Consider the following 25,017-nt stretch of genomic DNA (forward strand, 5'->3'; position numbering starts at 1 on the left):
TATGCAATTGCTACGCATATGTATTCCAGCCTTTCGCAATCTGCGTGATCTCGACATCGCTTTTACAACGCACTTGCAAGCAGCGGTAAGTGCGCCTTCGGATGCCCCCCTCAAGCCCATCCGCAGCCATGCCCTGATCGGCCAGAATGGTACTGGCAAATCCAACCTGATCGAAGCACTCATCACCATATTCCGTGATGTCGATTTGGACCGCGAAGCAGCCTTCGATTACACGCTTGAATACAGCATTCGCAGCCATTCGGTACGGATTGAAGCCAATACCGCCAAACAGAAGCGTCCCTTTGTGTCGGTGGACAAAAAAACCGAATCGCAAGGTTATCTGCTGAAAAACCGCGAGCTGCTACCCACGCATATCTTTGCTTATTACTCAGGCCGTAACGAACGCATTGAGTCCTTGTTTCAAGAACATCAGCGTCGGTTTAACCAGCGCCAGGAAATTACTACCGATGAAGTGCTGTCCGAACAGCTGTTGGAAAGTTTTACCGGCTCTGAAGCGGATATCCGCGCAGTGGAAGAAGCCAAGCGTCGCCGTGACGCTCGGCTGAAATACGCCGGCGACGACCGCCTGCGCCGCCTGTTCTACTGCCGTGGTGGGCATAGCCAATTGGTACTGCTGGCCTGTTTACTATCCGATGACACTGTGTTTCAGAAGGTGCTGAAGAATTTACACATCGAATCTCTGGAATCTGCGCTGTTCGTGCTGAAAGAGCCTCACCGCTTGCGCGAAAAGCGCCGTGGCGGCAGGTTCGACGAACAGGAGTTGATCGAGGGCGACCCGCGCTTCTGGTATGCACGTGGCAATGTGGTCAGTGAGTTTCTAGACAAACTCTGGCAAGTAGCCTGGGCACCTATTGAGCAGGAAGCGACCAAACAAATCGACTTCCGTGGCCGTAGCGAAAAGCAGAAGCAACTGTATTTGTTCGTGCCGAGCCAAGACAAGCTCAAGCAACTGGGAAAGCTGGTCGGCAGCACCGATAGCTTCTTCCGCTACGCCGAGGGCGCTTACATCGGCGACCTGATCGACGAGGTACGCATTACGGTCAAAAAACGTGATGAGCACGGCGGCAAGGTGAGCTTCACCCAACTCTCCGAAGGCGAGCTACAGATGCTCACCGTGCTAGGCCTAATGCGTATCACCCGTGAGGACCACTGCCTTTTCCTGCTCGATGAGCCGGATACCCACTTGAACCCCATTTGGAAGCTGCGTTACTTCGATGATATCGAAGGCGTGCTGGCCTCTGACAAAGAGGCACTAGTACAAGGCGAGTCGCAAATTCTGATCACCACCCACGATCCGATGATGATCGGTAGCCTCAAGCGCGAGCAGGTGCATATTCTGCGACGTGACAAGGGGCGCTCTGTCGTAGATACGCCGGATGAACACCCGCAAGGTATGGGAGTCACCGGGCTGCTCAAGAGCAACTTGTTTGGGCTCTCGTCCACGCTGGATATTGAAACCGAGCGACGCTTATTCCACCGCAATGAGCTGTTCGTCAAGTCACCACGCTCCCCAGAGGAAGATGCAGAACTATCAAGACTTTCCACTGAATTAGCTGATTTGGGTTTTTCTACTGCCGATTTTCGCGATCCAGATTATGCACTTTTCGTACGCAAAATGGCGCAGTACCGTCGCTTCCGCAAACCCGTTCTAACACCAGAGGAAAAGGCAGAGCAAGATGCCATTGCCGATTCGATCATTGATGAAATTTTGCGTGAGGAAGACGAACGATGATCTGGATCGATCTTGAGCACAAGCGCCCCACCGATACCGACATTCCGAATTGGGTGCCGTGGACACAAGAGCGGTGGGATGCCTGGTTGGCGAAATCAGCTCTACTAGTGGCCGATTTGGCTACTCTAGATGCGGAGGGAGAGCGTGATAAACGCAACGCACTGATTGACGCCAATAGTGCTCACTGGGGAGTCTTGAAGGAATGGCTGCTGGCCTTGTCGGCTGGTAAATGTTGGTTCTCAGAGGTACGCGAGCTATACTCGCATTACGACGTGGAGCATTTTCGCCCCAAGAAGGAAGCTAAGGCTCTGGATGCCAACCTGCGTGATGGTTATTGGTGGCTAGCTTTCGATTACATGAATTTTCGCGCCTGTGGCAATGTTGGTAATCGTAAAAAGGGGGGGTGGTTTCCACTCAAGGATGGTTCTCTTTGTTCCACTTATTCAGCTCCCTGTGAAGAATCCGAAACACGCTATCTGCTCGACCCGATTGATGACGATGACGTTGCTCTTATCGCCTTCGACGAAGAGGGCAAGGTCATCCCCATGCCAGGTTCTTCTGAGTGGGAACAGGAGCGTGTCAACGAGACGGTAAAGCGACTTAAACTCAATGAACATGCACCGTTAGCAGAAGCACGTCGCAAGGTATGGCAGCAAGTGGAGCGACTGGTTGACGATTTCGCTAAGGCCAAAGCCCGCTGCAGTGCTGGTAATAACCCGGCCGCCAAGGAGAAACTAACCGAGATTAGAGCGCGTGCCCGTGAAATGACCAACCCTACAGCAGAGCTATCTGCGGTCGCTCGTTGGTGCTTGTTAATACGCAACGATCCACAACTTTCCAGATTAGTGGGGTGAAGCATAGACATGCTCAGTTCCAAGCACCTACGGCTACTTTCTGTTTCACAAAACCCAAGACGACCGCACCAGCATCGAACGCCAATTTGCTGCCACCACCCGTCTGTATCCCCAAACTGGTATCGGTGTTTTTAAATTATTTATATGTTATAGCATTTGAAGTGGTCAACAAAAATTGTGGTCAGCATTACTGTTTTTGATATTGTGAATAAAAGAGGTCGTATGGAAAAGTGCTATATGTGTGATTCTGAAGGAACAACAAAGGAGCATGTGCCTCCGAAATGTATATTTCCTGAAACAAAAGACATTCCTGATGGAATTAATTATAAAAAAAATCTTATAACTGTACGTTCTTGTGAAAAGCATAATACGGAAAAATCAAAAGATGATATGTATTTATTGTTTTTCTTAGCTGCAAATATTATTTCAAATGAACTTGCTCAGAATCAATTCGACACGAAAATTAGGAGAGCGATAAATCGGTCACCTCATGTCTTTGCAGAATTTGCAAAAAAAAGTACGCCTGTTACTCTAAAAACTGAAAATGGAGAAGAAATTCATACTACCGCTATAGAAATTGATCGTGAGCGATTTGATTCTGCGATTAAACATATTTCCCATGCTTTGTATTACCATAAATTTAGAGAAACATTTATTGGTGATATTCAAGTTATTACTAGTGGTTTGGTAGATTTATCAGATAAAGATAGTGTTGAGCTAAACGATAAAATTCAAAATTTTGGTCAAATGGTCGATAACCTTCTAAATCATGTACCTACTGAAGGTGATAACCCTGAAGTTTTTGATTATAAGTTATTAAAAACTGATGAGCTTCAACAAGTAATCATTCAGATGAATTTTTATTGTGGTTTTAAGGTTGTTTCTATAATGAGGTACTCCTAACTAGGATTACATGATAACACATAGAAATTAACATTTTAAGTACTGTTTTTACACCTTATAGCTTTCAATCAATCCAAATCATCAATAATGTAAGAAAATTATTAAACTAATACACCCAAAGGCGGCTTATTGCCGCCTTGGAGTCGAATATCATAATGTTAACAACACTTCCTGAAGCTTAGCCTGTGCTTCCTGAAAATCCTGTTTTGTTGCATCTCCAGTTTCTGCCTGGTAATAAAGCACCGTAAACATGTTGGCAACCGCTTCGGCAACTTGTGAGATCTCGCGTGCAGCATCTTGATTTATAAACTCTAGCGCTGCCAGTTCGCTCGCTACGTGATGAATTGTTCTTTGAACTTCTGTATTATGTGGAGCTGTCATATATCACCTCATATCTAGGTGGTTTGTGAAAATGCAGGTCAGTGCACCATCACTGGCCTGCGTGCTTTAAAAACACTAGCTAATAAGCCCTGCGGCTATTGAAAATGGGCTATCTTCCGATTTTCCATCAAACACATTACTCGCTAGTTCACTACAAAACTGCTCATGTTTAGCTTTAATTTCACGATTTTTAATGAAATTAGCTATTTCTTCTGTTGCATCTACTTTTTCTTCCGCGAACACAACATCAATCGGCTCATAAGAAACTTTTGCATTTAAATCCGCATTCTGGTCAAGTAAATCGAATGCGACCAAGAAGCTACTCTGTTTCATGTTCAATGCCTCTTATTTATCTGATTTGTTACGATTAACAAAGTCGTTAACCTCATCATTATCAGTAGTTGATTGATTCATGCTGTGTTTATCACTTCCTGACAAAGCATTATCGGAAAACTCGGTCCTATCAGCATTTGTCCCTGCCATATCATCACGAATTGATGAATCTGCATCCTTAGTACGGTTTTGGGTGCTTACAGAAGGTCTATCCGTGCTATCAAAACCAGCGGCTTTGCTGAAAGGTGAATCGCCTGAATCAGTACTAGACCCACCACTTCTATTTTGTGTTGTCTCACTACCTCCACTTGGCATGGCTCCATCAGCCATGCTGCTTTGTGCTTGCTCAAAAGCAGCCTTTATCGCACTGATACCACTAGTCGCATTAGCAGCACCGCTTGCTATCGCACCACCTGCTATTTTCACCCCCGCAGCACCCATACTTGCTGCTGTCATCACTGTTCCCATTGCAGCTCCTGCACCGAATGAACCAATCCCCATTGTTCCGATATTACCGCCAGAAACTAAACCTGAAATCATCGGTGGAACCTTGTTCACTAAAAACAGTAAGCAAAGAGAAATAACTAACATCACGGCTAATTCCTGACTTGCCATGTTCTCACTGATTTTATTGTGATAATCCAGCAAAAATTGCTTACCAATAGCGACGATAAGCACCATAGACAATAGCTGTGCAGCAATACCAAGAATTGATTTGTAATAGTTAATTGCCATGTCAGAAGTCCATCTGGAGCCGCCAAAACCAAGGAAAAACACGCCTGCGTATAGTAAAATCCAACTAGCAGCTAACAGTAATAATAAATTCACTGAGATAATGGCTAATACAACCAGTACTGCCAATGCCATTAGCTCCATCATTAAAGCTGTGGCAAACTCCTTCCAGCTTAATTCTGAAGTTGCCTCAACAGTCCTGTCATATAATTCAAAGCCCATATCTAAAATGCTGGAAGGTCCTAATTTACTGCTACTTAGCCCTCCCGCCTCGGCACCCAACTGTTGTAATGAATCCACTATTGAACCTGCTATATTCATTCCGTGCGTTGCATTCGAGAGTAGCCACCAATAGAAACCAGTGAAAATAGTAAAACGAACCAATTCAGCAAAGAACTCACCAATATCCGCTTTACGTAGCGCCATCATGCCAAATGTCCACACCATCGAAATGGTTACTAATGTCCAAAATAACCGACTGGCAGCGCCTTCTATTGTTGGAGCCCAGGTTGAAGCTGCACTATGAAAACGATTAAGAACATCATTCATCACACCGCTACTACTTAGTTCTTGTGCTAATGCACTATCAGGAAATAACCCTAATATAATTAAGAAACAACATGAGATAGTGACTTTCATAATTTATTCCCTTAAAAGTTGTCTTCTGGACTTGATTTAAATTCCCACTCTCTCATTCCCTTCGATTTTCTTATGGAGTTACATTCACCAATAAATATTTCCTGTAAACTCTTATCTTTAATTTCCGATAAAGACTTTTCATAATTATCCTCATGACACGTTATTTTATTAGCCTCTATTATTGTCCTTTCACACCCAGTTAAAAAAACACAAAATAAAGTCAACACGATAAAAAATAAATTATTCATATTTATTACCTCAATAATTATCGGTTGGGCTTGGTTGATAATTCCATGTCCGTAATTGCTTTTCTCTTGCTGCACCGCGAGCCTCATCATCCAGTTCAGAGGATAGTCTAGCCGCAGCGGCATTCTGCTGAGTAATTAATAAACTACGAATTTGTAATAACTGGTTTGCCTGATTACTCGCCAGTTGGTTTGCATAACCAATTGCCGCTAATTGTCCATTCGCTCCTTGGGCTGCTTGTTGTAAACGTTGTAATTGCCTTGCATCTGCTTGTATATTTTTTTGCTGCTGATCTAATCCACGAAATAGCGCATCATTCGCAGATTTCTGCGATTCAAAAGCCAATATGCGATTTTCTTCCATTGCTTTTTTTTCTGATGGCATACATCCGCCTGTACCATTAAAGCAAGGAGATCCCCGATAATATGAAACATCCTGGAATTTACTCAGGTATGCATCTAAGCTTCCTAATTGATTCTGATAGTGCTGAAGTGTATCTGTTGCTTGTAATAAATTATCAATCGTAGTTTGAGCTTGATCCCAGATATAAGCCGTAGGTGCTAATGTATTTTGTAATTGATTTTCATATTGTTGTAGTTGAGTTTGATACTGTTCAATTTGCTTCGCTGTTTGGGCTACAGCTTCCATAGCAGACATAATGTTCTGGCTTAAATTCGTACCATCAAGTACGGGAATGCCTGCTGACATAGCAATTGGAGACTGTATGTAAGTCACAGTTGTAATTGAAGCGACAAACATAATTTTAGCCGCTAAAATTTTTATTTTTTGCATAGGTATACCTCTTTATAAAAGATAATTAACATTAAGATGCTGCTTTTAATTACTGGATATTTATTTTTTAAGTCTGAAGTAAATTTTAGCCGCTAAAATTTACTATTATTTTCGCATTACAATATCTTTCATTATTCTTCCTATTTCATTTTGATTAGATTCTATTTTGTTTAATACTGCTCTTATGGTTACACTGCTAATGTTTTTTGTTTTGATATTATTTGTTAGCCATAATTTTAATAGCCCTCCTAACCGACCTAAATCACTATTTATTTTTGCTAGCTCTCTAACACATTCATAATCAACTATTCCTGTTATTCGATAGCCTTGACCTACTTCCCGTAAATATTTAGCAACACTCATACCTGCTTTTCTAGCTTGAGATTCAATATTCTCTTTTTCACTTCGTAACAATAAACTTTTATAGGCGTGCTATTCTTCCGTGTTTCGTTTAATTCTTTATTCATCATCACCTCATTAATAGCGGTAGCTTATAACCTCGTAGAGCAGGATTTATTGTTGAGCACCGAAAAGTGCGAATAAAATCGAGTGAAGAGCGACTAACAACTTGTTGGTAGTCCTACTTCACCTATCCTGCCCTAACTTCAGAGTTCATTACTTCACTTCATGCTCATACAATAAATCGCTATTTTTTCGCTATACTTAAATTAACTGCTTTATATCGCCACATTCCTACCATCATTTAATAATTTAGTGATAAAACAGCGATTAAATAGTGTCGTAATAGTGCTAAAATAGCGTTTCAATAGCGTTTGAGTTGTGTTCTGGTAGTGTTAAAACATCATTTTATTGATTCGCCCTTCGGGCGAACCAAACGCCAGGAAAGAAGCTTTATTTCTCAGGCAGAGCTTTGTGCCTTTCTTGGCGTTCAAACCATCGGCGTATGCCGATTGAATTTAGGTGTTATGTCCGCATAAAGCGGGCAATACACCTTTTGTAAATCCTGAATAATTTTAAAGATCCTGCCAAAACCCCAAAATATCGGGCCTTTGTGAGTTCAACTCGGGCCTTTATAAGTTATACTCAGGCCCCAGTGAGTTTCAACTGGGCCCCTGTGAGGCGTTTAACTCGATTTACCGAGCTAATATCAACACCTATCTCACGTAATCTCTCAATATCATCTTTAATTCTGCTTCGATAATTACTCATTGTTTTCGCATTCACATCATTACCACTAACTGCAACTAGCAGCGTGTCAAGATACCAACCTCCAGGGGGATTATTTTTATGTGTCAGCACATGACGAGCCACCGCTTGGCTAATGCCATGTTTCAGTCGTGCAATTAATTCAGGTCGATAATATAAAGACAAATCACGCTCCAGTAACATAACCAGTGCGATGCCTAATCTAACTTTCCATAATCTACGAGTTCCTCTTGTAAGCGGGTTGTATCTAGTCATTGGTGATGAAATAACATGGTCAATTAAACCACCAATAATACTTTCTCCTATTTGCTCCAACTCAGGCGTCACAATTTCGATTGTTGCAGCCTTAAGCTCAAGAAGTAATTTATTTAATCTTCCCCCGCTATATTGATGGTCTGATAGCATTTTTCTAAGTTTTGCTGGATCGACCAATAACTCTATACCGCCATCGTTTATGTCTCGCCTACGTTCTGCCACAAAAAGCATACTTTCAACAATGTCAGCGTGACGTTGACCGAGTCTTCCTGTCACTCTGCACTTGCCAAACGAAGTCTCAATCCACTGTCCTTTACGCTCTAAAGGCTTTTTACTCGGCTGATAAATAACCACTCTCGCCTGTAAAACCGTGCTTGTTGGAACAACCACATTACCAGTTATCGTCATCATTCATCACCACGGCTTTGTTTCTGGTTACGTTCTGGCGTTTCTTTTTTGTCAGAGTCACTGGCAATAGCACACCGCCCTCATGACGTTGAAACCAGCGTTCAGTAAAAGGTTCACCATAATTTGCTTTACTGATACCAAAGCGAACAAAATAGTTTCTTTGGCTAAGCTCTATGCCCCACTCAGTCGCCTCTTCAGGCGTCATAGCTGATAGATATGATTGCCAACGGATATTATCGACTAATACAGAGGAACCTCGGCTGGCTTGTTGCTGGTCTCCTGTACGCATCATGGCAGCTCCTTTGCTTGAATGGTGCAGGAAGATGATTGAGCAATTTGTCTCGGTTGATATCGCTTCCATTTTTGCAATTACTTGCGCCATTGGACCACTGGCATTTTCTTCCTCAATATGAAAGCGCCTTAAAGTATCCAAAATTAATAAACGCCTATTTTTTGCAATATTACGTAAATCATCAAACCATTCAGAAGACATAACATTTGGGGATTTGCCAATTAAAGGTTCAATCATGAGTGCATTTGCCACGGATTGCTGTTGCTTATAAGTAAGACTTGCACCTAAAGCATATAGTCTGTGATATATCGCTATTGTTGGATCTTCAGCAGGTAAATACGCTACATTACCTGTCATTAGCTCCCCCATTCCTAATAAATCAGGCCCACCGGCTATCTGAACAGCTAATTGCAAAGCCAGCATAGACTTTCCTACACCTCCTGGGGCAACTATTGCCCCTACAGTCCCAGCGACCATATTGGGTAAAACATAGTCAAATAAAGGTGGTTCGTTTGTAAATGCAGACATTATTTCAATCGCCATGATAACTCCCTGCATAAATCTCCTGGTCTAGCCGCTTTTAACAATGATCTGCGTCTTTCTTCTATCCAGTTTTCAACTTCAGCCAAATCCCAGGCAACGCTCCGACTTGTCAGCACAATACGACGAGGAAACTCCCCTCGTTGCTCCAGGTTGTAGATGGTTCGGTCTGATAATGGGATCATTTTCAACAATGTCTTACGGTTGATCAGCGTTTTATTTTTCACTGATATGCTCATTACTTGCTCCTCCTAAACATTATTTGCTAGATAATGTCAGGCTTTGCTAGTACATTAATCATATCCATTGGACAAAAAAGTTGAATTTATTAAATGGAACTAGAATTTGATATCCAAAAACGATTAGGTAAGTTCTACATTCCAATATGGGCTGGCTGTGATAAATCCGTAGCGGCTGCCATTACGATGTTTAGGGAACAATGGCATTCATATTCTCAAGTTTCCAAAAGCCATAATATAGCCAGACTAATCAAAGAATTAGTTGACCCAGCTGTATCTGAATACTTGAATCGTCTTCCAGACAACTATCTACAATATAGTCCAATAGCGTCAGCTAAGCTAACTTACAGCGATTTAATCAAAATGAGAGGTTTTCGTTACTGCTCTGATTGTATTGGCGATTATCTTAGGCCTTTTGTTGAACATTCTACGTATACAGAGCCAGATAAATTATTTATAGCTACTCAAGAAACATTAAAAAGCTTATTTTCCCACTGCAAAGGAAAACGCCCAAAAAGGTCAAGGCTCGCACCTAATATCTACTTTAATACTGAAAGAGGCAAAGGATTATGTCACCTTTGTGGCAACCCAACTGAGTTTTCTTCATTTATTACCAATTGGAATAATGATGGTTTTATTGAAGATACTGAAGAAAAATATGGAGTAAAGAAAGTGCCAGATTTTAGCCATAAATATTGCTCTCACCATAAGCCACAATTACAAGATGGCTCTTGGAACCCAGCCTATAAACAAGCAATGCGCTCTTCTAAACAATTTGAATTGGAAGTTTTAAGATTATGTCGCCAAATAGCTAAACCAGAGCGTTTAAACGCTATGTCAGGTGATAACCTCATTGATGAATATTTTTATTATTATCTTAGCGATAAAACAATAGATTACGCTCAATCACTTACATGTTTTGAGCATATCCAAAATACATTTTCTGAATCAATTACCGTTGATGAAAAAACATGTGAGAAAATAATTAGTATTGTTGATAATATGACAAATGCAGGAGTTTCTTTAGGGCCTGATGACATAGATAAGATACGCAATATTGCCAGGGAAATGGTCAATTCACGTTTATCAGATAATAAAAAACGCATGTTAGTTTTACGCAAGAAAGGTTTTAATCAACGAGAGATAGCTGAAATAATCAGCTCACTGAGCGGTAAAAAATTATCACACCAAGCGGTATCTAAGGCCATGCAGTCTGTGTGTAAGGATTTTTTGTTAGAAGGCTCTCTAGATATAGAGTCTGAATAAATTTTATACTCAATTTATTGGAGTAATTAATGAAAAATTGTCTTGTAGAATACAACGTCAATGTCCCAGTAAAAAATGTAGCGCAATTATCCTTTTCTATAGATAACTGCTCTGTTACAACTGAAAATGATGCTGAGTCTACTACATTTAAAATCTCTATACTATGTCAACTAAAAAACTATCAATCTATTACTGACTCAACTATTCTTGTACGAGCTAAATATTTAAGTATCCTAGGAATAATATCATTCTTAATTGATGAACCCCTAGATGTATTTGGTCACTCTTCTCATAAAAAAATAATTGATAGTCCTCCAAACCTGAATTTAGATGCTATTTATATTAAAGAAAACACTGATCACACTCAAACTTTAAGTGAGTTAATGAATAAAATCATAGACTCAACGACACATGAAAAAGAATTTATTTTTTCTTTGTTAGATCGTTGGCGTAAAGCTAGATATTTAGAAAAAGAAACAGAGGAAAATCTTATTTTTAATGATGAAGCCACATTATCATACTTTCATGTCCTTGAATTACTTGGAAATACATCATCTAGTGAAATAAAAAATGATTCTAAAATTTTAACTGAAGAGTTTCTTAGAAAATATAATGATATGATTCTTTCATTACCTTCCTCAACAATAGAGAATGAAGTCACCCTAAAAACAAAATTGATCTCATCTATATTAGATAAGGATATTTCAGTATACTCTAAAATAACCTATTTATTAAAAAAATACGAACTTTTTGATGAACGTACATCTTACTGGATTAAAAATTTAATTGAATCTAGAAATTCTGTAGCCCATGGAAGAAGAGTTTATTATAGTAAAGCTATTTATCCAGTACAGCCATTTTTTCCATTAATATCTAATGACATTTACCCATTATATTTTTTACGTATTTTCATAGCCAAAGTAATTGCAAATTATCTAGGAATAAAATCATTTGAAAGTGATTGGATTCAAGTACATGCATTTCTAAATCCTGGTGAATATGCTACTAAAACTTTTCTTTCATCAAAACAATTCGAACAACCACATTCATTATCAGGCTTAAATTCATCTATTGTATTTGGAGGGCTTAATGAGTTAGTGTTATCTAAAAAGATAAAAATATCTAACTGTATTGAATTTTACAAATTCTACCTAAAATCCAAGATTGACATGGAAAAATTTGTTTACTTAAATTCTCATGCATTAAGCTTATTATTAGATTTACCAATTGATGATAATGTGGCTCAGTGTATCTTTACTACATTTAAATTGATTAACTCTAGTGGCCATAAATATCATACCAATTTCCGTGATTTATTTTATGACCTTGATTTCCATAACTTTAAAGCAAACAAGCTTGAAGATCTCATTAGCTCAAGAGATTTATGCTAATAATAAGTGTACCGCTGATTATATACATATAAAACATGTATATAATCAAGATATGATAATCATAGGTCTAATTACACTATTAAACGTACTTTAGACCGTCCACTCATCAATCATATCAGCCCAATCCTGCAACATAGCGGTGCGTTGTTCACGATACTCTGCCTTATTGTACACTGCCCTAACTCCTTTCTGTTCATGCGCCAGGCATTTCTCTATCCAATCTGTGTTATAGCCTGCTTCATGCAATAATGTACTCGCTGTTCTGCGTAAATCGTGAGGCCCAAATTTAGCAAGGTCATGCCCGTCTTTTTGTGCTGCTTTATAGGTGAGATCCAGCACCCGATTCATTGTTGCACTACTCATTGGCGCATCTGAATCATAGCGCGATGGTAGAATAAAATCAGAACCGCCTGCAAAGGTTTTTAAGGCAACTAAAATATCCATTACCTGACGCGATAAGAAAACCAAATGCGGATTACGACGTTTCATTAGCTCTTTTGGGATTGTCCAAATTGCTTCACTGAAATTAATTTCACTCCAGGTGGCATTCGTTAACTCACTTTTACGTACCATAGTTAACAATAGCAGTTTTACAGCTACCCGAATTGAGGGCGTTGTCCCAACCTTCTCAAGATAGCGATACATCAAACCAATTTCACCTGGTGTTAACGAGCGATCTCTGGGTTCAAATTTAGCAATACTTGCAGGTCTCACTAAATCTGCTGGATTTTCTACCTTCTGGCCTCGTTCAATCGCCCAGCGATAAACCTAAAGTACGATTTCTCGTGCATGAACCGCAGTCGCTGGTGCACCACGTTCAACAATAGTGTCAGTGATCGCCCGTAAGTCTTCGTGTGTGATTTCATTTAACTTTTGGTTGCCAAATTTGCCCTTGAGTTCCCTGGTATAAACTGATCCCCGCATATCCCGTGTAGAATCTGCCATTTGATAGCCACGAAGCCACTTTTCAGCCCATGCACCAAATGTTTCCGCACCTTTAATTCTCGCTTTATCTCTGGCTTTTTCTCTAGCCGGGGACTTACCATCAGCCACCATTCTTTTGGCTTCCCCTAGCCGCTCTCTGGCTTCAGCTAAAGTGATTCCGCCAATACCATAACGACCAAAAGTCACCGTTTCCTGTCTGCCATTAATAGCGTAGTTATAACGAAAAGAGACAGAGCCAGCAGGCGTTACAGCGACATACAGCCCATCTCTATCATTCACTTTATAGAGTTTTTCTTTCGGTTTTAAATTTCTCAGTTTGGTATCAGTCAGCATTCATTTTCATCCTTTTTTAACGTTTTGATACCATGCAAAAACAACCGTAGGAAACTATGATTCAATTCCTTTAAAAACAAACAATTACTTCTTTTTAATACCATGAGAGGATCAAAAACTATTGCATGGTATCAGTCAGTGTTCATGGCATCTGCATGCGATAATACCAACTTTGATACCCCATTCAACTTGTGCTTGACGCTGCTAATCAGTGCCAGATACGGCGAGCCATAAAAACAAAAAAGCCCACTTTTACATGGGCTTAGATAGTTATTTTGCTAGTCAGTGCCAGCTGATTCTTATTGCGGGATTATTCCCACTCAATCGTCGCAGGTGGCTTGCCGCTGATATCATAAACCACGCGGGAAATACCATTAACCTCATTGATGATGCGGTTAGAAACGCGGCCTAAGAAATCATATGGTAAGTGTGCCCAATGAGCAGTCATAAAGTCGATGGTTTCAACTGCACGCAGTGAAACAACCCAGTCATATTTACGGCCATCGCCCATAACGCCAACAGAGCGAACAGGTAAGAACACAGTGAATGCTTGGCTAACTTTATGATATAATTCAGCTTTATGTAGCTCTTCGATAAAGATAGCATCTGCACGGCGCAGTAAGTCACAGTACTCTTTCTTCACTTCACCTAATACACGAACCCCTAAACCTGGGCCTGGGAATGGGTGACGATATAACATGTCATAAGGTAGGCCTAACTCTAAGCCAATTTTACGCACTTCGTCTTTGAACAGCTCTTTTAACGGCTCCACTAAGCCAAGTTTCATGTCATCTGGCAATCCACCCACATTGTGGTGAGATTTAATGACGTGTGCTTTACCAGTTGCAGATGCTGCTGACTCAATAACGTCTGGGTAGATAGTCCCTTGTGCTAACCACTTGATATTTGGTAGTTTAGATGACTCTTCATCGAAAACTTCAATAAACACATGACCAATTTTCTTACGTTTCGCTTCAGGATCGCTGATCCCCGCTAAGGCATTTAAGAAACGATCTTCAGCTTTAGCATGGATAATGTTCAGGTCAAATTTACCTGCAAACATTTCCATCACTTGGTCTGCTTCGTTTAAACGTAATAAGCCGTTATCAACAAACACGCACGTTAAGCGTTTACCAATAGCGCGGTTTAACAGTAAAGCGGTAACTGAAGAATCAACACCACCTGACAATGCCAGCAATACGTGGTCATCACCAATTTGTTCTTTTAAACGCGCAACGGTATCTTCAATGATCGCAGCAGGTGTCCATAATGCTTCACATTGACAAATATCTTTGACGAAACGGGATAAAATATTTAAACCTTGATGAGTGTGAGTTACTTCTGGGTGGAACTGTACACCGTAGAATTTTTTCTCTTCGTTTGCCATGATGGCATACGGGCAGCTTGGTGTGCTTGCAATCGTTTTGAAGTCCGCAGGGATAGCCGTTACTTTGTCGCCATGGCTCATCCACACGTCTAAAACAGGTTTGCCCGCTTCATTGAGAGAGTCTTTGATATCGCGGAATAATTCACATTGTTCAGTGATTTCAACGTTTGCGTAACCAAACTCACGTTCACCTGAAACTTCAACAGCACCACCCAGTTGCATTGACATGGTTTGCATGCCATAGCAAATTCCTAATACAGGTACGCCTGCGTTGAAGACGTAGTCGGGTGCTCGTGGGCTATCATTCTCAGTCGTACTTTCTGGGCCACCAGAAAGAATAATACCATTTGGATTAAATTCTCGAATTTGCTCTTCTGTAACGTCCCACGCCCAGAGTTCACAATAAACGCCAATTTCACGGATACGGCGGGCAATCAGCTGTGTATATTGCGAACCGAAGTCAAGGATAAGGATGCGATGCTTATGGATATTTGTTGTCATTTGAGGAGAATTCCAAAAATTCAAGTCAAAAATAAAAATTGGTGATGTGCAATACATCAACACACCACCCTGTAAAGTTATCGGTTATTGTCCCAAACGATAGTTTGGTGATTCTTTGGTGATAGTCACATCATGTACGTGGCTCTCTTGAATACCCGCGCCACTGATGCGGACAAATTCCGCTTTTGTTCTCAGTGCGTCAATGGTACCACAACCCGTCAGCCCCATACAGGAACGTAAACCACCCATTTGCTGGTGAATGATTTCTTTCAGGCGACCTTTATAGGCAACACGGCCTTCGATGCCTTCTGGTACTAATTTGTCTGCTGCGTTATCAGATTGGAAATAACGGTCTGAAGAGCCTTTAGACATTGCCCCTAATGAGCCCATACCACGGTATGCTTTGTAAGTACGGCCTTGGAATAGGATAGTTTCACCCGGAGATTCTTCAGTCCCTGCGAACATCGAACCCACCATCACACACGCGGCACCCGCTGCAATCGCTTTGGAGATATCACCAGAGAAACGAATACCACCATCAGCAATAACTGGAATACCCGTGCCTTCAAGAGCTTCTGCAGCTTCAGCGATTGCAGTAATTTGTGGTACACCAACACCCGTTACGATACGCGTAGTACAAATAGAGCCAGGGCCAATACCGACTTTCACTGCGCTCACGCCTGCATCTGCTAACGCTTTTGCGCCTTCAGCTGTTGCAACGTTACCACCAATGATTTGTAAGTCAGGGTATTTTTGGCGAGTTTCACGAATGCGTTGTAATACACCTTCAGAGTGGCCGTGTGAAGAGTCTATCAGTAAGACGTCTACACCAGCTGCAACCAGCGCATCAATGCGCTCTTCATTGCCACCGCCAGCACCAACCGCAGCACCAACACGTAAACGACCTTGCTCGTCTTTACATGCGTTTGGTTTACGTTCTGCTTTCTGGAAGTCTTTAACGGTGATCATCCCTAACAGATGGAAGTTATCGTCGATGACTAAGGCTTTTTCTACGCGTTTTTCATGCATTTTTTGTAATACGATTTCGCGTGCTTCACCTTCTTTGACGGTAACTAAACGCTCTTTTGGCGTCATAACCGCGGTAACCGGTTGGTCTAAATCTGTCACGAAACGCACATCACGGCCTGTAATGATACCGACTAATGAATTGTCTTTCGCCACCACTGGGTAACCTGCGAAACCATTACGTTCAGCCATTTCTTGCACTTCGCGGATAGTGGTATCTGGGGTAACGGTGACAGGGTCAGTGACAACACCACTTTCATGTTTTTTCACGCGGCGAACTTCTTCCGCTTGACGCTCGATAGACATGTTCTTGTGGATAAAGCCAATCCCACCTTCTTGAGCCAAGGCGATTGCAAGGTCAGATTCAGTGACGGTGTCCATTGCTGCAGAAAGCATTGGAATGTTCAGGCGGATGTTTGCAGTCAGTTGAGTAGAGAGATCAGCTGTATTTGGTAATACTGTTGAGTGTGCAGGAACGAGTAATACGTCGTCGAAAGTTAGTGCTTCTTTTTTAATGCGTAACATAGGCAATATCCCACCAGGCAGCGTTATGGAAAGGTATAAAATATTGCCGCGGCATTATACACACCGTAATCGGTTGCTTCCAGCCTTTTTTTGAAAAATTACTTGATAACTCCGATAGCTAGGTTAGTATTTAGCGATTAAGTCCTTGTTTTAAAATTTGATCTGGCTCACATGTCGACTTCACAAAATAGTGCAATTTTTTCTGTTAGTAAGCTTAACCTTGCCGTGCGCGAACTTCTTGATCAGCAAATGGGGCGGATATGGTTAACTGCAGAAATTTCAAATTTTTCCCAGCCTAGTTCAGGTCATTGGTATCTGACGCTGAAAGATGACCGTGCACAAGTTCGTGCGGCGATGTTCCGTGGGCAAAATGCACGGGTAACCTTCCGTCCTCAAAATGGGCAACAGGTTTTAGTGCGCGCCACCGTCACGCTATATGAACCCCGCGGCGACTACCAGTTAATTATTGAGAGCATGCAACCTGCGGGCGAAGGGTTATTGCAACAACGTTTCGAGTTGCTAAAACAAACGCTAAGCGCGCAAGGTTTATTTGATACACGGCATAAAAAACCGTTACCCAGTCCAGCAAAATCTGTGGGGATTATCACCTCTGCAACGGGTGCGGCTTTGCACGATATTTTAAATATTCTTCGCCGTCGTGACCCTTCACTACCGATTGTTATCTACCCCACGGCGGTTCAAGGGGATCTCGCCCCTGCTCAAATCGCACGTATGATTGAATTAGCAAATTTACGCCGTGAATGTGATGTATTGATTGTTGGCCGCGGTGGCGGTTCATTAGAAGACTTATGGGCGTTTAATGAGGAAATCGTCGCAAGAGCGATATTTTCGAGCCAATTACCCATCATCAGCGCTGTAGGCCATGAAACTGACGTCACCATTGCAGATTATGTGGCGGATGTGAGAGCACCGACACCATCCGCTGCCGCGGAACTGGTCAGTCGTAACCAACAAGAAATGCTCCGCCAGATAAAATCAGCACAACAACACCTTGAAATGGCGATGGACTATTACATCGCAGGGCAACAGCAACGCTTTGCTAAGCTTCATCACCGTTTACAACAGCAACACCCGCAATTACGTTTAGCAAGACAACATAATCAGTTGAATTTATTACAGCAAAAACTTGCACAGTCAATGACTCGTCAATTGCAAACTGCCACACTTAAATTTGATAGAGCCAATCGTCGTCTGCAACAAAACGATTTACGACCACAATTGCAAAAACAACAGCGCCACTTACAACAAGTGCAATACCATTTACAAAATATGATGACGCAATTAGTGAACAGTTACAGGCAACGTTTTGCAGTAGCGTGCTCAAAAATGGAAGCTGTTAGCCCATTAGCAACACTGGCTCGTGGCTTTAGCATTAGCGAAGCACCTGATGGCGCAGTTTTGAAAAAAACCACCCAAGTTAAACTGGGACAACAGCTACGTACGCGCTTAAATGATGGCTGGGTAGAAAGTGAAATTACCCATATTGAAAAAGTAAAAGCAAGGCGCGCCACAAGAAAAACAAATTAACTGTTTTATGGGTTTCATCTTTTTAATTTAATGAAACCCATATTTTAACCCTAATTAGAAACGAATTTGCCCACCCAACATATAAGTACGCCCTCTTGCCGTCGCATTGTGTTTACCACGTTCCTCCATAATTGCTGTCGAATTTGAACGGTTTAGTGCATCAGAATAATTTTTATTTGTTACGTTATTTATTGTCATCATCAATTTGACGTTCTTGTTGATTTCATAATCGGTGTATAAATCAATCACGGTTGGCTGCTTTTCATATTTATCTTTTAAAGCATTCCCTTCATTATCTACAATAGATTCAACACCAATACGTTTGGATGGCCCAGTCCATGTAACCGTCGTTCCCAATGTTAACTTTTCATCCAATAAACGGACACCTGTATCTAAGGTTAGATAATAATCAGGTAGTTCCGTAAAATCTCCTGCACTAAAATCTGCGGTTTTCGCAATGGACGTAGGCTGGTCTCCAGTCTCTTTTGTATAAGAAAGCATTGAATAGAATACACCTGCATCATAGTTTGCTTGCAGTTCATAACCACGCAAATTAACGTCTTTTATTTCATTCGAATAGATATAGCTTTTTTGAGTAATATTCGGAAATTCGTTGTCCCAAACATCATCGTTCATCAAACACCATTCTAATTCAACCGCATTTGTTGGCTTACACAATAAATATGGCTTGCTCGTAATGTAATTTTTAATTTTTGTATTAAACCACAACGCTTTCAGATTAAATTGGTCGCCTTCAACAAATAAATCAGGTTTTAAACTGTTAAACCCAACCTGCCACGTATTTGCTCTTTCACCTTTTAAAAATGGGTTCATACTTTGTCCGCCATTTTGCGAATAAAAAACTTCCTGTGAATTTGGTGCCCTCATTGAATGTGCATAACTCACAAAAGGCTGGAATTCAGGTATGATTTCAGCAGAAAGTAATACTCCAGGGTTAAAACCACTCTCTTTTAAGTTAATATTAGCTTCTTCCTGAGGGAAACATTTCTCAGTTTCATCGCAAGCGGGTTTATAACCTTTTAAACGGTAGTGCATATAATTCAAATCAAATACCGCCGTATAAATATCGTATTTCGCTTCTAGTTGTGTATAACCGCTGGATAAATCCAGTGTGCCTTCTGGGGAAAAAGGGTTATATTTTAATGTGTCATCATCAATAACTGAGCTTACTGTCTTTTGGTATTTCGTTTTCGATAATTTAGAACCGATTTTCCATTGAAAATCGACATCTCCATAAGAAAATCGGCTCGTATTTGAGATATTAAGGCCATCTGCAATATTTTTAGACCCGCCCTCTCTCAAAGCCCACCCAAGGGAATCCCCTTCAAACTTTTGGTTGCTATTACTGTGGTTTGCCAACACCTCAATATCCACTAGTTCATTTAATGGCGTATATTTATATTTAAGGTAATAATCTTCACTATCAATTTTACGGCGAGTTAATTTATTTTGTAAAAAACGGCCGCTAAACTCTAATTCATGTGTATCATTGGGTTTATATTTTAATTTGGTTAATTGTGATTGAGGCTTTTGTTTGAACGTTGAATCCGTTGCAAAATCATCACTGTCATATCCCGCACCATTTTTATAACTTCCGGGAATATTGTGACCGCTGATGGCAATTAAACCACCAAAATATCCTTCCCCATCATTTAATAATGTTTTTCCTGCAACGGAAACCATACCGTTATAGCCAAGCCCGTTATCTCCCCAACTTCCTTTGCTACGTAGTCCATATAAATTATCTTTAAAAATTACATCATCAATACCAAGAGTACGAAAGTTTGCGCTACCAGCTAAAGCATTCACACTATTACTGCCATTTAATTGCCCTTTTTCTACATCAACTTCAACAATAAAATTAGGGTCAATTAACGCGCCGAAATCATTATTGGGCTGTTGCCCATGCGTGTATTGGCTAGGCGAAATACCGTAGTAACTTTGTGTGACACCATCCACCATCATATTAACGCGACCAAAACCGCTCAGGCCTCGAATATTTACGTTAATTGTGCCTTGGCTACCATCCATTTGGGTGTACGTCCCTGGCATAGTACGGATAATTTTATCCATACCTTGTAACTTATTTTCAGTTCCAACAGCACTGTAAGCACCTGGTTTTTCCAGTGCTTTAACCAAAGGCGTTTGTTTTTGCGCACCTGAGACTTTTAATTGGCTAAATTTAACAACCTTTTCTTTGCCTTGATTTTCTTGCTGTGTATTTTCAGCGAAAGCAATCCCCTGAGCACCAGTAAAAACCATACTCGCACTCAATATTATTATTTTATTTTTCATTTAACCCATTCCTGTAAACGCAATATTTCTATTCACGCCCACAGTGCATTCCAATATAAAAAAGATAAATTCAATACCCATAATTGAATTATCAAAAAATGTTTCCCCCTAAATATATTCACACATTTAGGGGGTTATTATTAGATTGAATAAATTATTTTAAATAAGGAAAGTATTTAGCTTTATCTTCTAGCATTAAAAGAAAACTGTAATCCAGAGCAATATCATCAAGTGCATTAAAACGCCCAGATTTCCCACCGTGCCCTGCGTTCATATTAGTTTCCAATAATAATAAAGAATTACCTTGTTTCATATCGCGTAATTTTGCCACCCATTTAGCGGGTTCCCAATATTGAACTTGAGAATCATGCAGGCCTGTGGTGACCAACATATGTGGATAACGCTGTGCTTTAATATTGTCATAAGGACTATAGGATTTTATGCGCCAATAAGCCTCTTCATTTTCAGGGTTTCCCCATTCATCATATTCCCCAGTGGTCAATGGAATAGAAGGGTCAAGCATTGTCGTCACAACATCCACAAATGGAACCGCAGAAACCACGCCTTCATATAACTCAGGCGCCATATTCACAATCGCCCCCATTAATAAACCACCTGCACTCCCCCCCATTGCATAAATATGCCCTTTTTTTCCATAACCTTGGTCAATAAGCGCATTGGTCGCATCGATAAAGTCAGTGAAGGTATTCATTTTATGAATAGTCTTTCCTTGCAAATACCATTTTTTACCCAGTTCACCACCACCACGAATATGTGCGATAGCATAGACAAAACCGCGATCTAACAGAGACAATCTTGATGAACTAAATGAAGGGTCCAAACCATAGCCATACGCCCCATAGCCATAGATAAGTAATGGGTTTTTGCCTTGTTTAAAGAGGTCTTTGCGATAAACCAGTGAAACGGGGACTTTTACGCCATCGTTAGCCGTTATCCATAAACGTTCACTTTGGTAATTTGCCTTATCAAAATTTTTGATATCCTCTTGTTTTAGTAACTGTTTTTCTTGCGTTTGCATATTGATTTCATACACAGAAGACGGCGTAGTCATCGATGAATAGCCATAACGCAATTTGTTAGTATTAGGTTCTGGATTATTTGATATCCATGCCATGTACGCAGGGTCGTCAAACGTCACATAATTTTCTTGCTGAGTTTGCCAATCAATTTGGCGAATATTCACCAAACCATTCGCCCGTTCTTCAAGCACTAACCAGTTATTAAAGAGTTCAAATCCTTCTAAATCAACATCATCGCGAGGAGCAATCAACGTCGACCACGCCGAAAAATCATCATGTTTTTCTGCATTGTTATTAGTGTACAAACCAAATAATGGGTTTTGATGGTTTGAACGAATATAGAATTTCCCATTGAAATGATCAGGGTAGTATTCCACACCCGTTTGGCGAGGTTTAAAGGTTTCAATCGCTTTATCAGGTTGGTTAGCATCGATAATCCGATATTCGGATGTCTCAGTACTGGTAATGCCAATAAAAATGATCTCTTTCGAAGTCGATTTGCTTAAACTCACGTAAAACGTATCATCGTTTTCTTCATAAAGCAGTTTGTCTTGCGCTTGTTTTGTGCCTAACTTATGGCTAACCACTTGATATGGTAATAACGTTTGCTTGTCTTTATTCACATAGAATAAAGTTTGGTTATCATTCGCCCAAACAATATTGCCTGATGTATTCATCAACACATCATTTTGCCACTGGCTTTCATTAATTTTACGAAATGAAACCGCGAATTCATTACGCCCTTGTCTATCCTCTGCAATTGCCATTATTGTGTTATCGGGTGAAATTGTTAACGCCCCCATACGATAATATTCTGTACCTTCCGCACGTTGGTTACCATCGACTAAAACAGTCCATTCACCTTGGCTATTTACAGGGCGTCTTTCATAAATTGCATAATTTTTTCCAGCAACAACACGAGTGCGATAAGTATAGCCATTAAAATCGTACGGAACTGACTCGTCATCTTGTTTCATCCGTGAGAATAACTCGTCATAAATTACTTTTTTTAATGACTCACCTGATTTAAGCTCTTGCTGTGTATAGGCATTTTCTTGGGTGAGATAGTCAATGACCTCTGGCGCTTTACGCTCGTCATCCCTTAACCAATAATAGTTATCGACACGGGTATCTCCGTGGATTGTCATCGTATGTGGCTGCTTTTTGGCCATCGGTGCTGTCATTCGTTCCTCCGCAAACACTGCGCTTGTCTGTAATCCCAATAATGCAATAAGACAAAATTTAACGGCTCCTGATAAGCCTGACAATCTATTTAAGTGCGTTCGCATTTTTTACCCTGATTATTTATTTTCAATCGTAAAATCAATCGGCAATTCCACCGTCACTTTGCCTTGAGTTAACATATCGGCAGGGGGTACTGGCAAGGGCTCAGCTCGAGTGAGTACCCGTTGCGCTTCTCTATCTAATGAGTTTGTACCTGAGCTTCTGACTAATGCACTATTCACGATATATCCCTGTGCATCTACCTCAAATTTAATCACGGGCCTTCCAACGCGATTACGCCGTCTAGCATCTTCAGGATAGCGTTTAAATTTATTCAGTTGCCCAAGAACTAGCGCTTCCCATTGGCGTTGCTCATCATCTGATTGAGCATGGCTGTTAAATGCAGCCGCAACGCGATCTGTTTGTTGCTTTGCCGCCGCATCGCTTGTCACTGGGGCAGCACTGGCTTTTGAGTTATCACTTTCCAACTCGCTAATTCGCTTATTTTTCACGTCCTTGCGTTCTTTTTTAGGTACTGGCTCAGTTTTCGTTTTTTCCACCTTTGTCACCAACACTTCAGCCTCTTCGTTAATTGGCACTGAAGGAGTGACAACATCATCCATAACCGATTCTTGTGCTTGGCTTGCTATCGCGAGCTCTTGAGTTTCACCGATATTAGTTTCAGTTAACTGTTTAGCTTGTGATTCAATGGAAATTTCCATAACCACTGAAGGTGGCGGTAATAAATATTGCCAATCATTTTCCGTAACTTTAAAAAAAAGGAGAATAACCGCAACATGCAGAATAACAGCCAAAGCAAAAGCGCCACTGGTTTTCGTCGTTCTACCGTATTCTAAAGTGATCGTCGACATTTTAATCTTTCATGTAACAACAAAGAACGCAAATGATAATCAATAACAAATGCAAATAAAAACCATTTATTACAAATAGTGCTAATTCATTCACATTATTAATATTTATTTAGCTTAATTAGCCTGACTATTAATCACTTGTTGGGGTATACCAGACGTAATCAGCATGTAAATTATCAATCTCACTGCCTTTTTCAGAGATAATTAATACCTTAAATTCAGTTTCTGGTGATAAATCTTGTAAGTGAAGAGGCACGCCAATCGCACGAGTTGCATGATATCCACCCGCAAACAGTAATGCAGGTTGTGGTGCGTTAATTAAAGCGTTAGCCATTGCGCGGTCACGCATTTGTTGGATAACCGTCATTTTGGTGACTTGTTCAGCTGTCAATTCACCACCATGTGAAGATTCAATCGTTTTACTAATAATCTCTTGTACAACGGGTTGAGTTGAATGTGCTCCCGTCAATTTAGGCGGATTTGCATAAGCCTTTGTAATCACATCTTTATCTAAGTTTGCGGCTAACACAGGATAAGGTTGCACTAATACATGTTTAATCAGCTCGCCGTACTGCTCCCATGGCCAACCCGTATTCCATTTGATCGCTGTTTGTAGCCGCTCATCACGAATATAAGCATTTCCCTGCAATTCCGTTTTTGCTCTATTGAATTCTTTTTGTTGCGATGGTGTCATCATCTCTAGTAAAACCGCACCTTGCGGCCTGACCTGCTGCATTTCTTGGACTAACCACTGCTCTATTTGATGGTGATAACGGTTGTCATGCTTTTCGCCCACAATCACATGGGAAGATTGAGCGAGTTGTTGCACCAGTTGTTCTGGGGTGATTGATTTCCCCGAAGATAAATCAATCAATTGATTTTTTTCTACGAGTTTATGATCGAGTTGAAGTGTTTTTTGCGGGGATTTCTGAACACACCCTACCAGTAACACTAGGCCTGCCAGTAATGTGATTGTTTTTCCAATAAAGCGTTTTGATATCATTATTTTATTTTCCAGTATGCAGATGAAGCACACAAAATACAGATAATGATAATCATTTTCAATTAAAAAAGGGCCTCATATAAATACGAAAGCCCTTTTATGCTTA

Annotated in this window: 21 protein-coding genes and 1 pseudogene; 6 read left to right on the plus strand and 16 right to left on the minus strand. The window is 40.7% G+C overall.

Going from position 1 to position 25,017, the window contains the following annotated elements:
- The first annotated feature begins 1 nt into the window (after window position 1).
- The 3 genes from PR808_RS12415 to PR808_RS12425 all read left to right on the plus strand — a co-directional run bounded on the left by PR808_RS12415 (window position 2) and on the right by PR808_RS12425 (window position 3,510).
- Window positions 2-1,753, plus strand: a complete 1,752-nt coding sequence (locus PR808_RS12415; protein ID WP_272539400.1) for an AAA family ATPase — start codon at window positions 2-4, stop codon at window positions 1,751-1,753.
- Window positions 1,750-2,607: a hypothetical protein gene (locus PR808_RS12420; protein WP_272539401.1), complete on the plus strand. Its 858-nt coding sequence runs from the start codon at window positions 1,750-1,752 to the stop codon at window positions 2,605-2,607. The genes PR808_RS12415 and PR808_RS12420 overlap by 4 nt, the downstream gene beginning before the upstream one ends.
- Window positions 2,608-2,844: 237 nt before the next feature.
- Window positions 2,845-3,510, plus strand: a complete 666-nt coding sequence (locus PR808_RS12425) for a hypothetical protein (RefSeq protein ID WP_272539402.1) — start codon at window positions 2,845-2,847, stop codon at window positions 3,508-3,510.
- A 150-nt stretch (window positions 3,511-3,660) separates the two neighbouring features.
- Here the strand turns inward: PR808_RS12425 and PR808_RS12430 are convergent, their stop codons facing one another.
- From PR808_RS12430 to PR808_RS12470, 9 genes are all read right to left on the minus strand, one after another.
- Window positions 3,661-3,891 carry a type I toxin-antitoxin system ptaRNA1 family toxin gene (locus PR808_RS12430; RefSeq protein ID WP_125891112.1) on the minus strand — a complete coding sequence of 77 codons (231 nt, stop codon included), beginning with the start codon at window positions 3,889-3,891 and terminating at the stop codon, window positions 3,661-3,663.
- Window positions 3,892-3,966: 75 nt separating this feature from the next.
- Complete coding sequence (locus PR808_RS12435) at window positions 3,967-4,224, minus strand: hypothetical protein (protein ID WP_272539403.1); 258 nt, start codon at window positions 4,222-4,224, stop codon at window positions 3,967-3,969.
- A gap of 12 nt (window positions 4,225-4,236) precedes the next feature.
- Window positions 4,237-5,595 carry a P-type conjugative transfer protein TrbL gene (trbL, locus tag PR808_RS12440; RefSeq protein WP_272539404.1) on the minus strand — a complete coding sequence of 453 codons (1,359 nt, stop codon included), beginning with the start codon at window positions 5,593-5,595 and terminating at the stop codon, window positions 4,237-4,239.
- Between the two features lie 11 nt (window positions 5,596-5,606).
- Window positions 5,607-5,843 (minus strand): entry exclusion lipoprotein TrbK, encoded by a 237-nt coding sequence (gene trbK / locus PR808_RS12445; RefSeq protein WP_272539405.1) that lies wholly within the window; start codon window positions 5,841-5,843, stop codon window positions 5,607-5,609.
- Window positions 5,844-5,853: 10 nt separating this feature from the next.
- Window positions 5,854-6,633, minus strand: coding sequence for a P-type conjugative transfer protein TrbJ (trbJ, locus tag PR808_RS12450; RefSeq protein WP_272539406.1), 780 nt, complete (start codon window positions 6,631-6,633; stop codon window positions 5,854-5,856).
- A gap of 105 nt (window positions 6,634-6,738) precedes the next feature.
- Window positions 6,739-7,047, minus strand: coding sequence for a conjugal transfer transcriptional regulator TraJ (gene traJ, locus PR808_RS12455; protein WP_442960062.1), 309 nt, complete (start codon window positions 7,045-7,047; stop codon window positions 6,739-6,741).
- A 630-nt stretch (window positions 7,048-7,677) separates the two neighbouring features.
- The gene (locus tag PR808_RS12460; protein WP_442959384.1) at window positions 7,678-8,466 is read right to left on the minus strand and encodes an ABC transporter ATPase; all 789 of its coding nucleotides are present in this window, start codon (window positions 8,464-8,466) and stop codon (window positions 7,678-7,680) included.
- Entirely contained in the window at window positions 8,447-9,283 is an 837-nt protein-coding gene (locus PR808_RS12465; protein WP_442960063.1) for a helicase RepA family protein, read from the minus strand. Before PR808_RS12465 ends, PR808_RS12460 begins: the two co-directional genes overlap by 20 nt.
- Entirely contained in the window at window positions 9,283-9,534 is a 252-nt protein-coding gene (locus PR808_RS12470) for a helix-turn-helix transcriptional regulator (RefSeq protein ID WP_195569291.1), read from the minus strand. The genes PR808_RS12465 and PR808_RS12470 overlap by 1 nt, the downstream gene beginning before the upstream one ends.
- Window positions 9,535-9,627: 93 nt before the next feature.
- On the opposite strand from PR808_RS12470, the gene PR808_RS12475 reads away from it, so the two are divergent.
- Together PR808_RS12475 and PR808_RS12480 are read left to right on the plus strand one after the other, a co-directional pair.
- A complete protein-coding gene (locus PR808_RS12475; RefSeq protein ID WP_272539408.1) occupies window positions 9,628-10,800 on the plus strand; it encodes a transcriptional regulator in 1,173 nt (390 codons plus the stop codon).
- Between the two features lie 29 nt (window positions 10,801-10,829).
- Window positions 10,830-12,191 (plus strand): hypothetical protein, encoded by a 1,362-nt coding sequence (locus PR808_RS12480; RefSeq protein WP_272539409.1) that lies wholly within the window; start codon window positions 10,830-10,832, stop codon window positions 12,189-12,191.
- A 90-nt stretch (window positions 12,192-12,281) separates the two neighbouring features.
- On the opposite strand, the pseudogene PR808_RS12485 reads toward PR808_RS12480, so the two are convergent.
- The 3 genes and pseudogenes from PR808_RS12485 to guaB all read right to left on the minus strand — a co-directional run bounded on the left by PR808_RS12485 (window position 12,282) and on the right by guaB (window position 16,908).
- A pseudogene (locus tag PR808_RS12485) lies at window positions 12,282-13,469 on the minus strand (tyrosine-type recombinase/integrase).
- A gap of 310 nt (window positions 13,470-13,779) precedes the next feature.
- On the minus strand, window positions 13,780-15,357 hold the full coding sequence (gene guaA, locus PR808_RS12490; RefSeq protein WP_272539410.1) for a glutamine-hydrolyzing GMP synthase: 1,578 nt from the start codon (window positions 15,355-15,357) through the stop codon (window positions 13,780-13,782).
- Between the two features lie 84 nt (window positions 15,358-15,441).
- The gene (gene guaB / locus PR808_RS12495) at window positions 15,442-16,908 is read right to left on the minus strand and encodes an IMP dehydrogenase (RefSeq protein WP_206086581.1); all 1,467 of its coding nucleotides are present in this window, start codon (window positions 16,906-16,908) and stop codon (window positions 15,442-15,444) included.
- Between the two features lie 171 nt (window positions 16,909-17,079).
- Here guaB and xseA point away from each other — a divergent pair, with 171 nt between their 5' ends.
- Entirely contained in the window at window positions 17,080-18,456 is a 1,377-nt protein-coding gene (gene xseA / locus PR808_RS12500) for an exodeoxyribonuclease VII large subunit (protein ID WP_272539411.1), read from the plus strand.
- A 54-nt stretch (window positions 18,457-18,510) separates the two neighbouring features.
- On the opposite strand, the gene PR808_RS12505 is transcribed toward xseA, so the two are convergent.
- From PR808_RS12505 to PR808_RS12520, 4 genes are all read right to left on the minus strand, one after another.
- The gene (locus PR808_RS12505) at window positions 18,511-20,772 is read right to left on the minus strand and encodes a TonB-dependent receptor (protein WP_206086579.1); all 2,262 of its coding nucleotides are present in this window, start codon (window positions 20,770-20,772) and stop codon (window positions 18,511-18,513) included.
- Between the two features lie 154 nt (window positions 20,773-20,926).
- Window positions 20,927-23,101, minus strand: coding sequence for a S9 family peptidase (locus PR808_RS12510; RefSeq protein WP_272539412.1), 2,175 nt, complete (start codon window positions 23,099-23,101; stop codon window positions 20,927-20,929).
- 12 nt (window positions 23,102-23,113) lie between these two features.
- Complete coding sequence (locus PR808_RS12515) at window positions 23,114-23,908, minus strand: energy transducer TonB (RefSeq protein ID WP_272539413.1); 795 nt, start codon at window positions 23,906-23,908, stop codon at window positions 23,114-23,116.
- Window positions 23,909-24,038: 130 nt separating this feature from the next.
- Complete coding sequence (locus PR808_RS12520; protein ID WP_272539414.1) at window positions 24,039-24,911, minus strand: ChaN family lipoprotein; 873 nt, start codon at window positions 24,909-24,911, stop codon at window positions 24,039-24,041.
- Between the last annotated feature and the right edge of the window lie 106 nt (window positions 24,912-25,017).

The sequence above is a fragment of the Providencia sp. PROV197 genome (assembly GCF_028479625.1).
GTDB lineage: Bacteria > Pseudomonadota > Gammaproteobacteria > Enterobacterales > Enterobacteriaceae > Providencia > Providencia vermicola.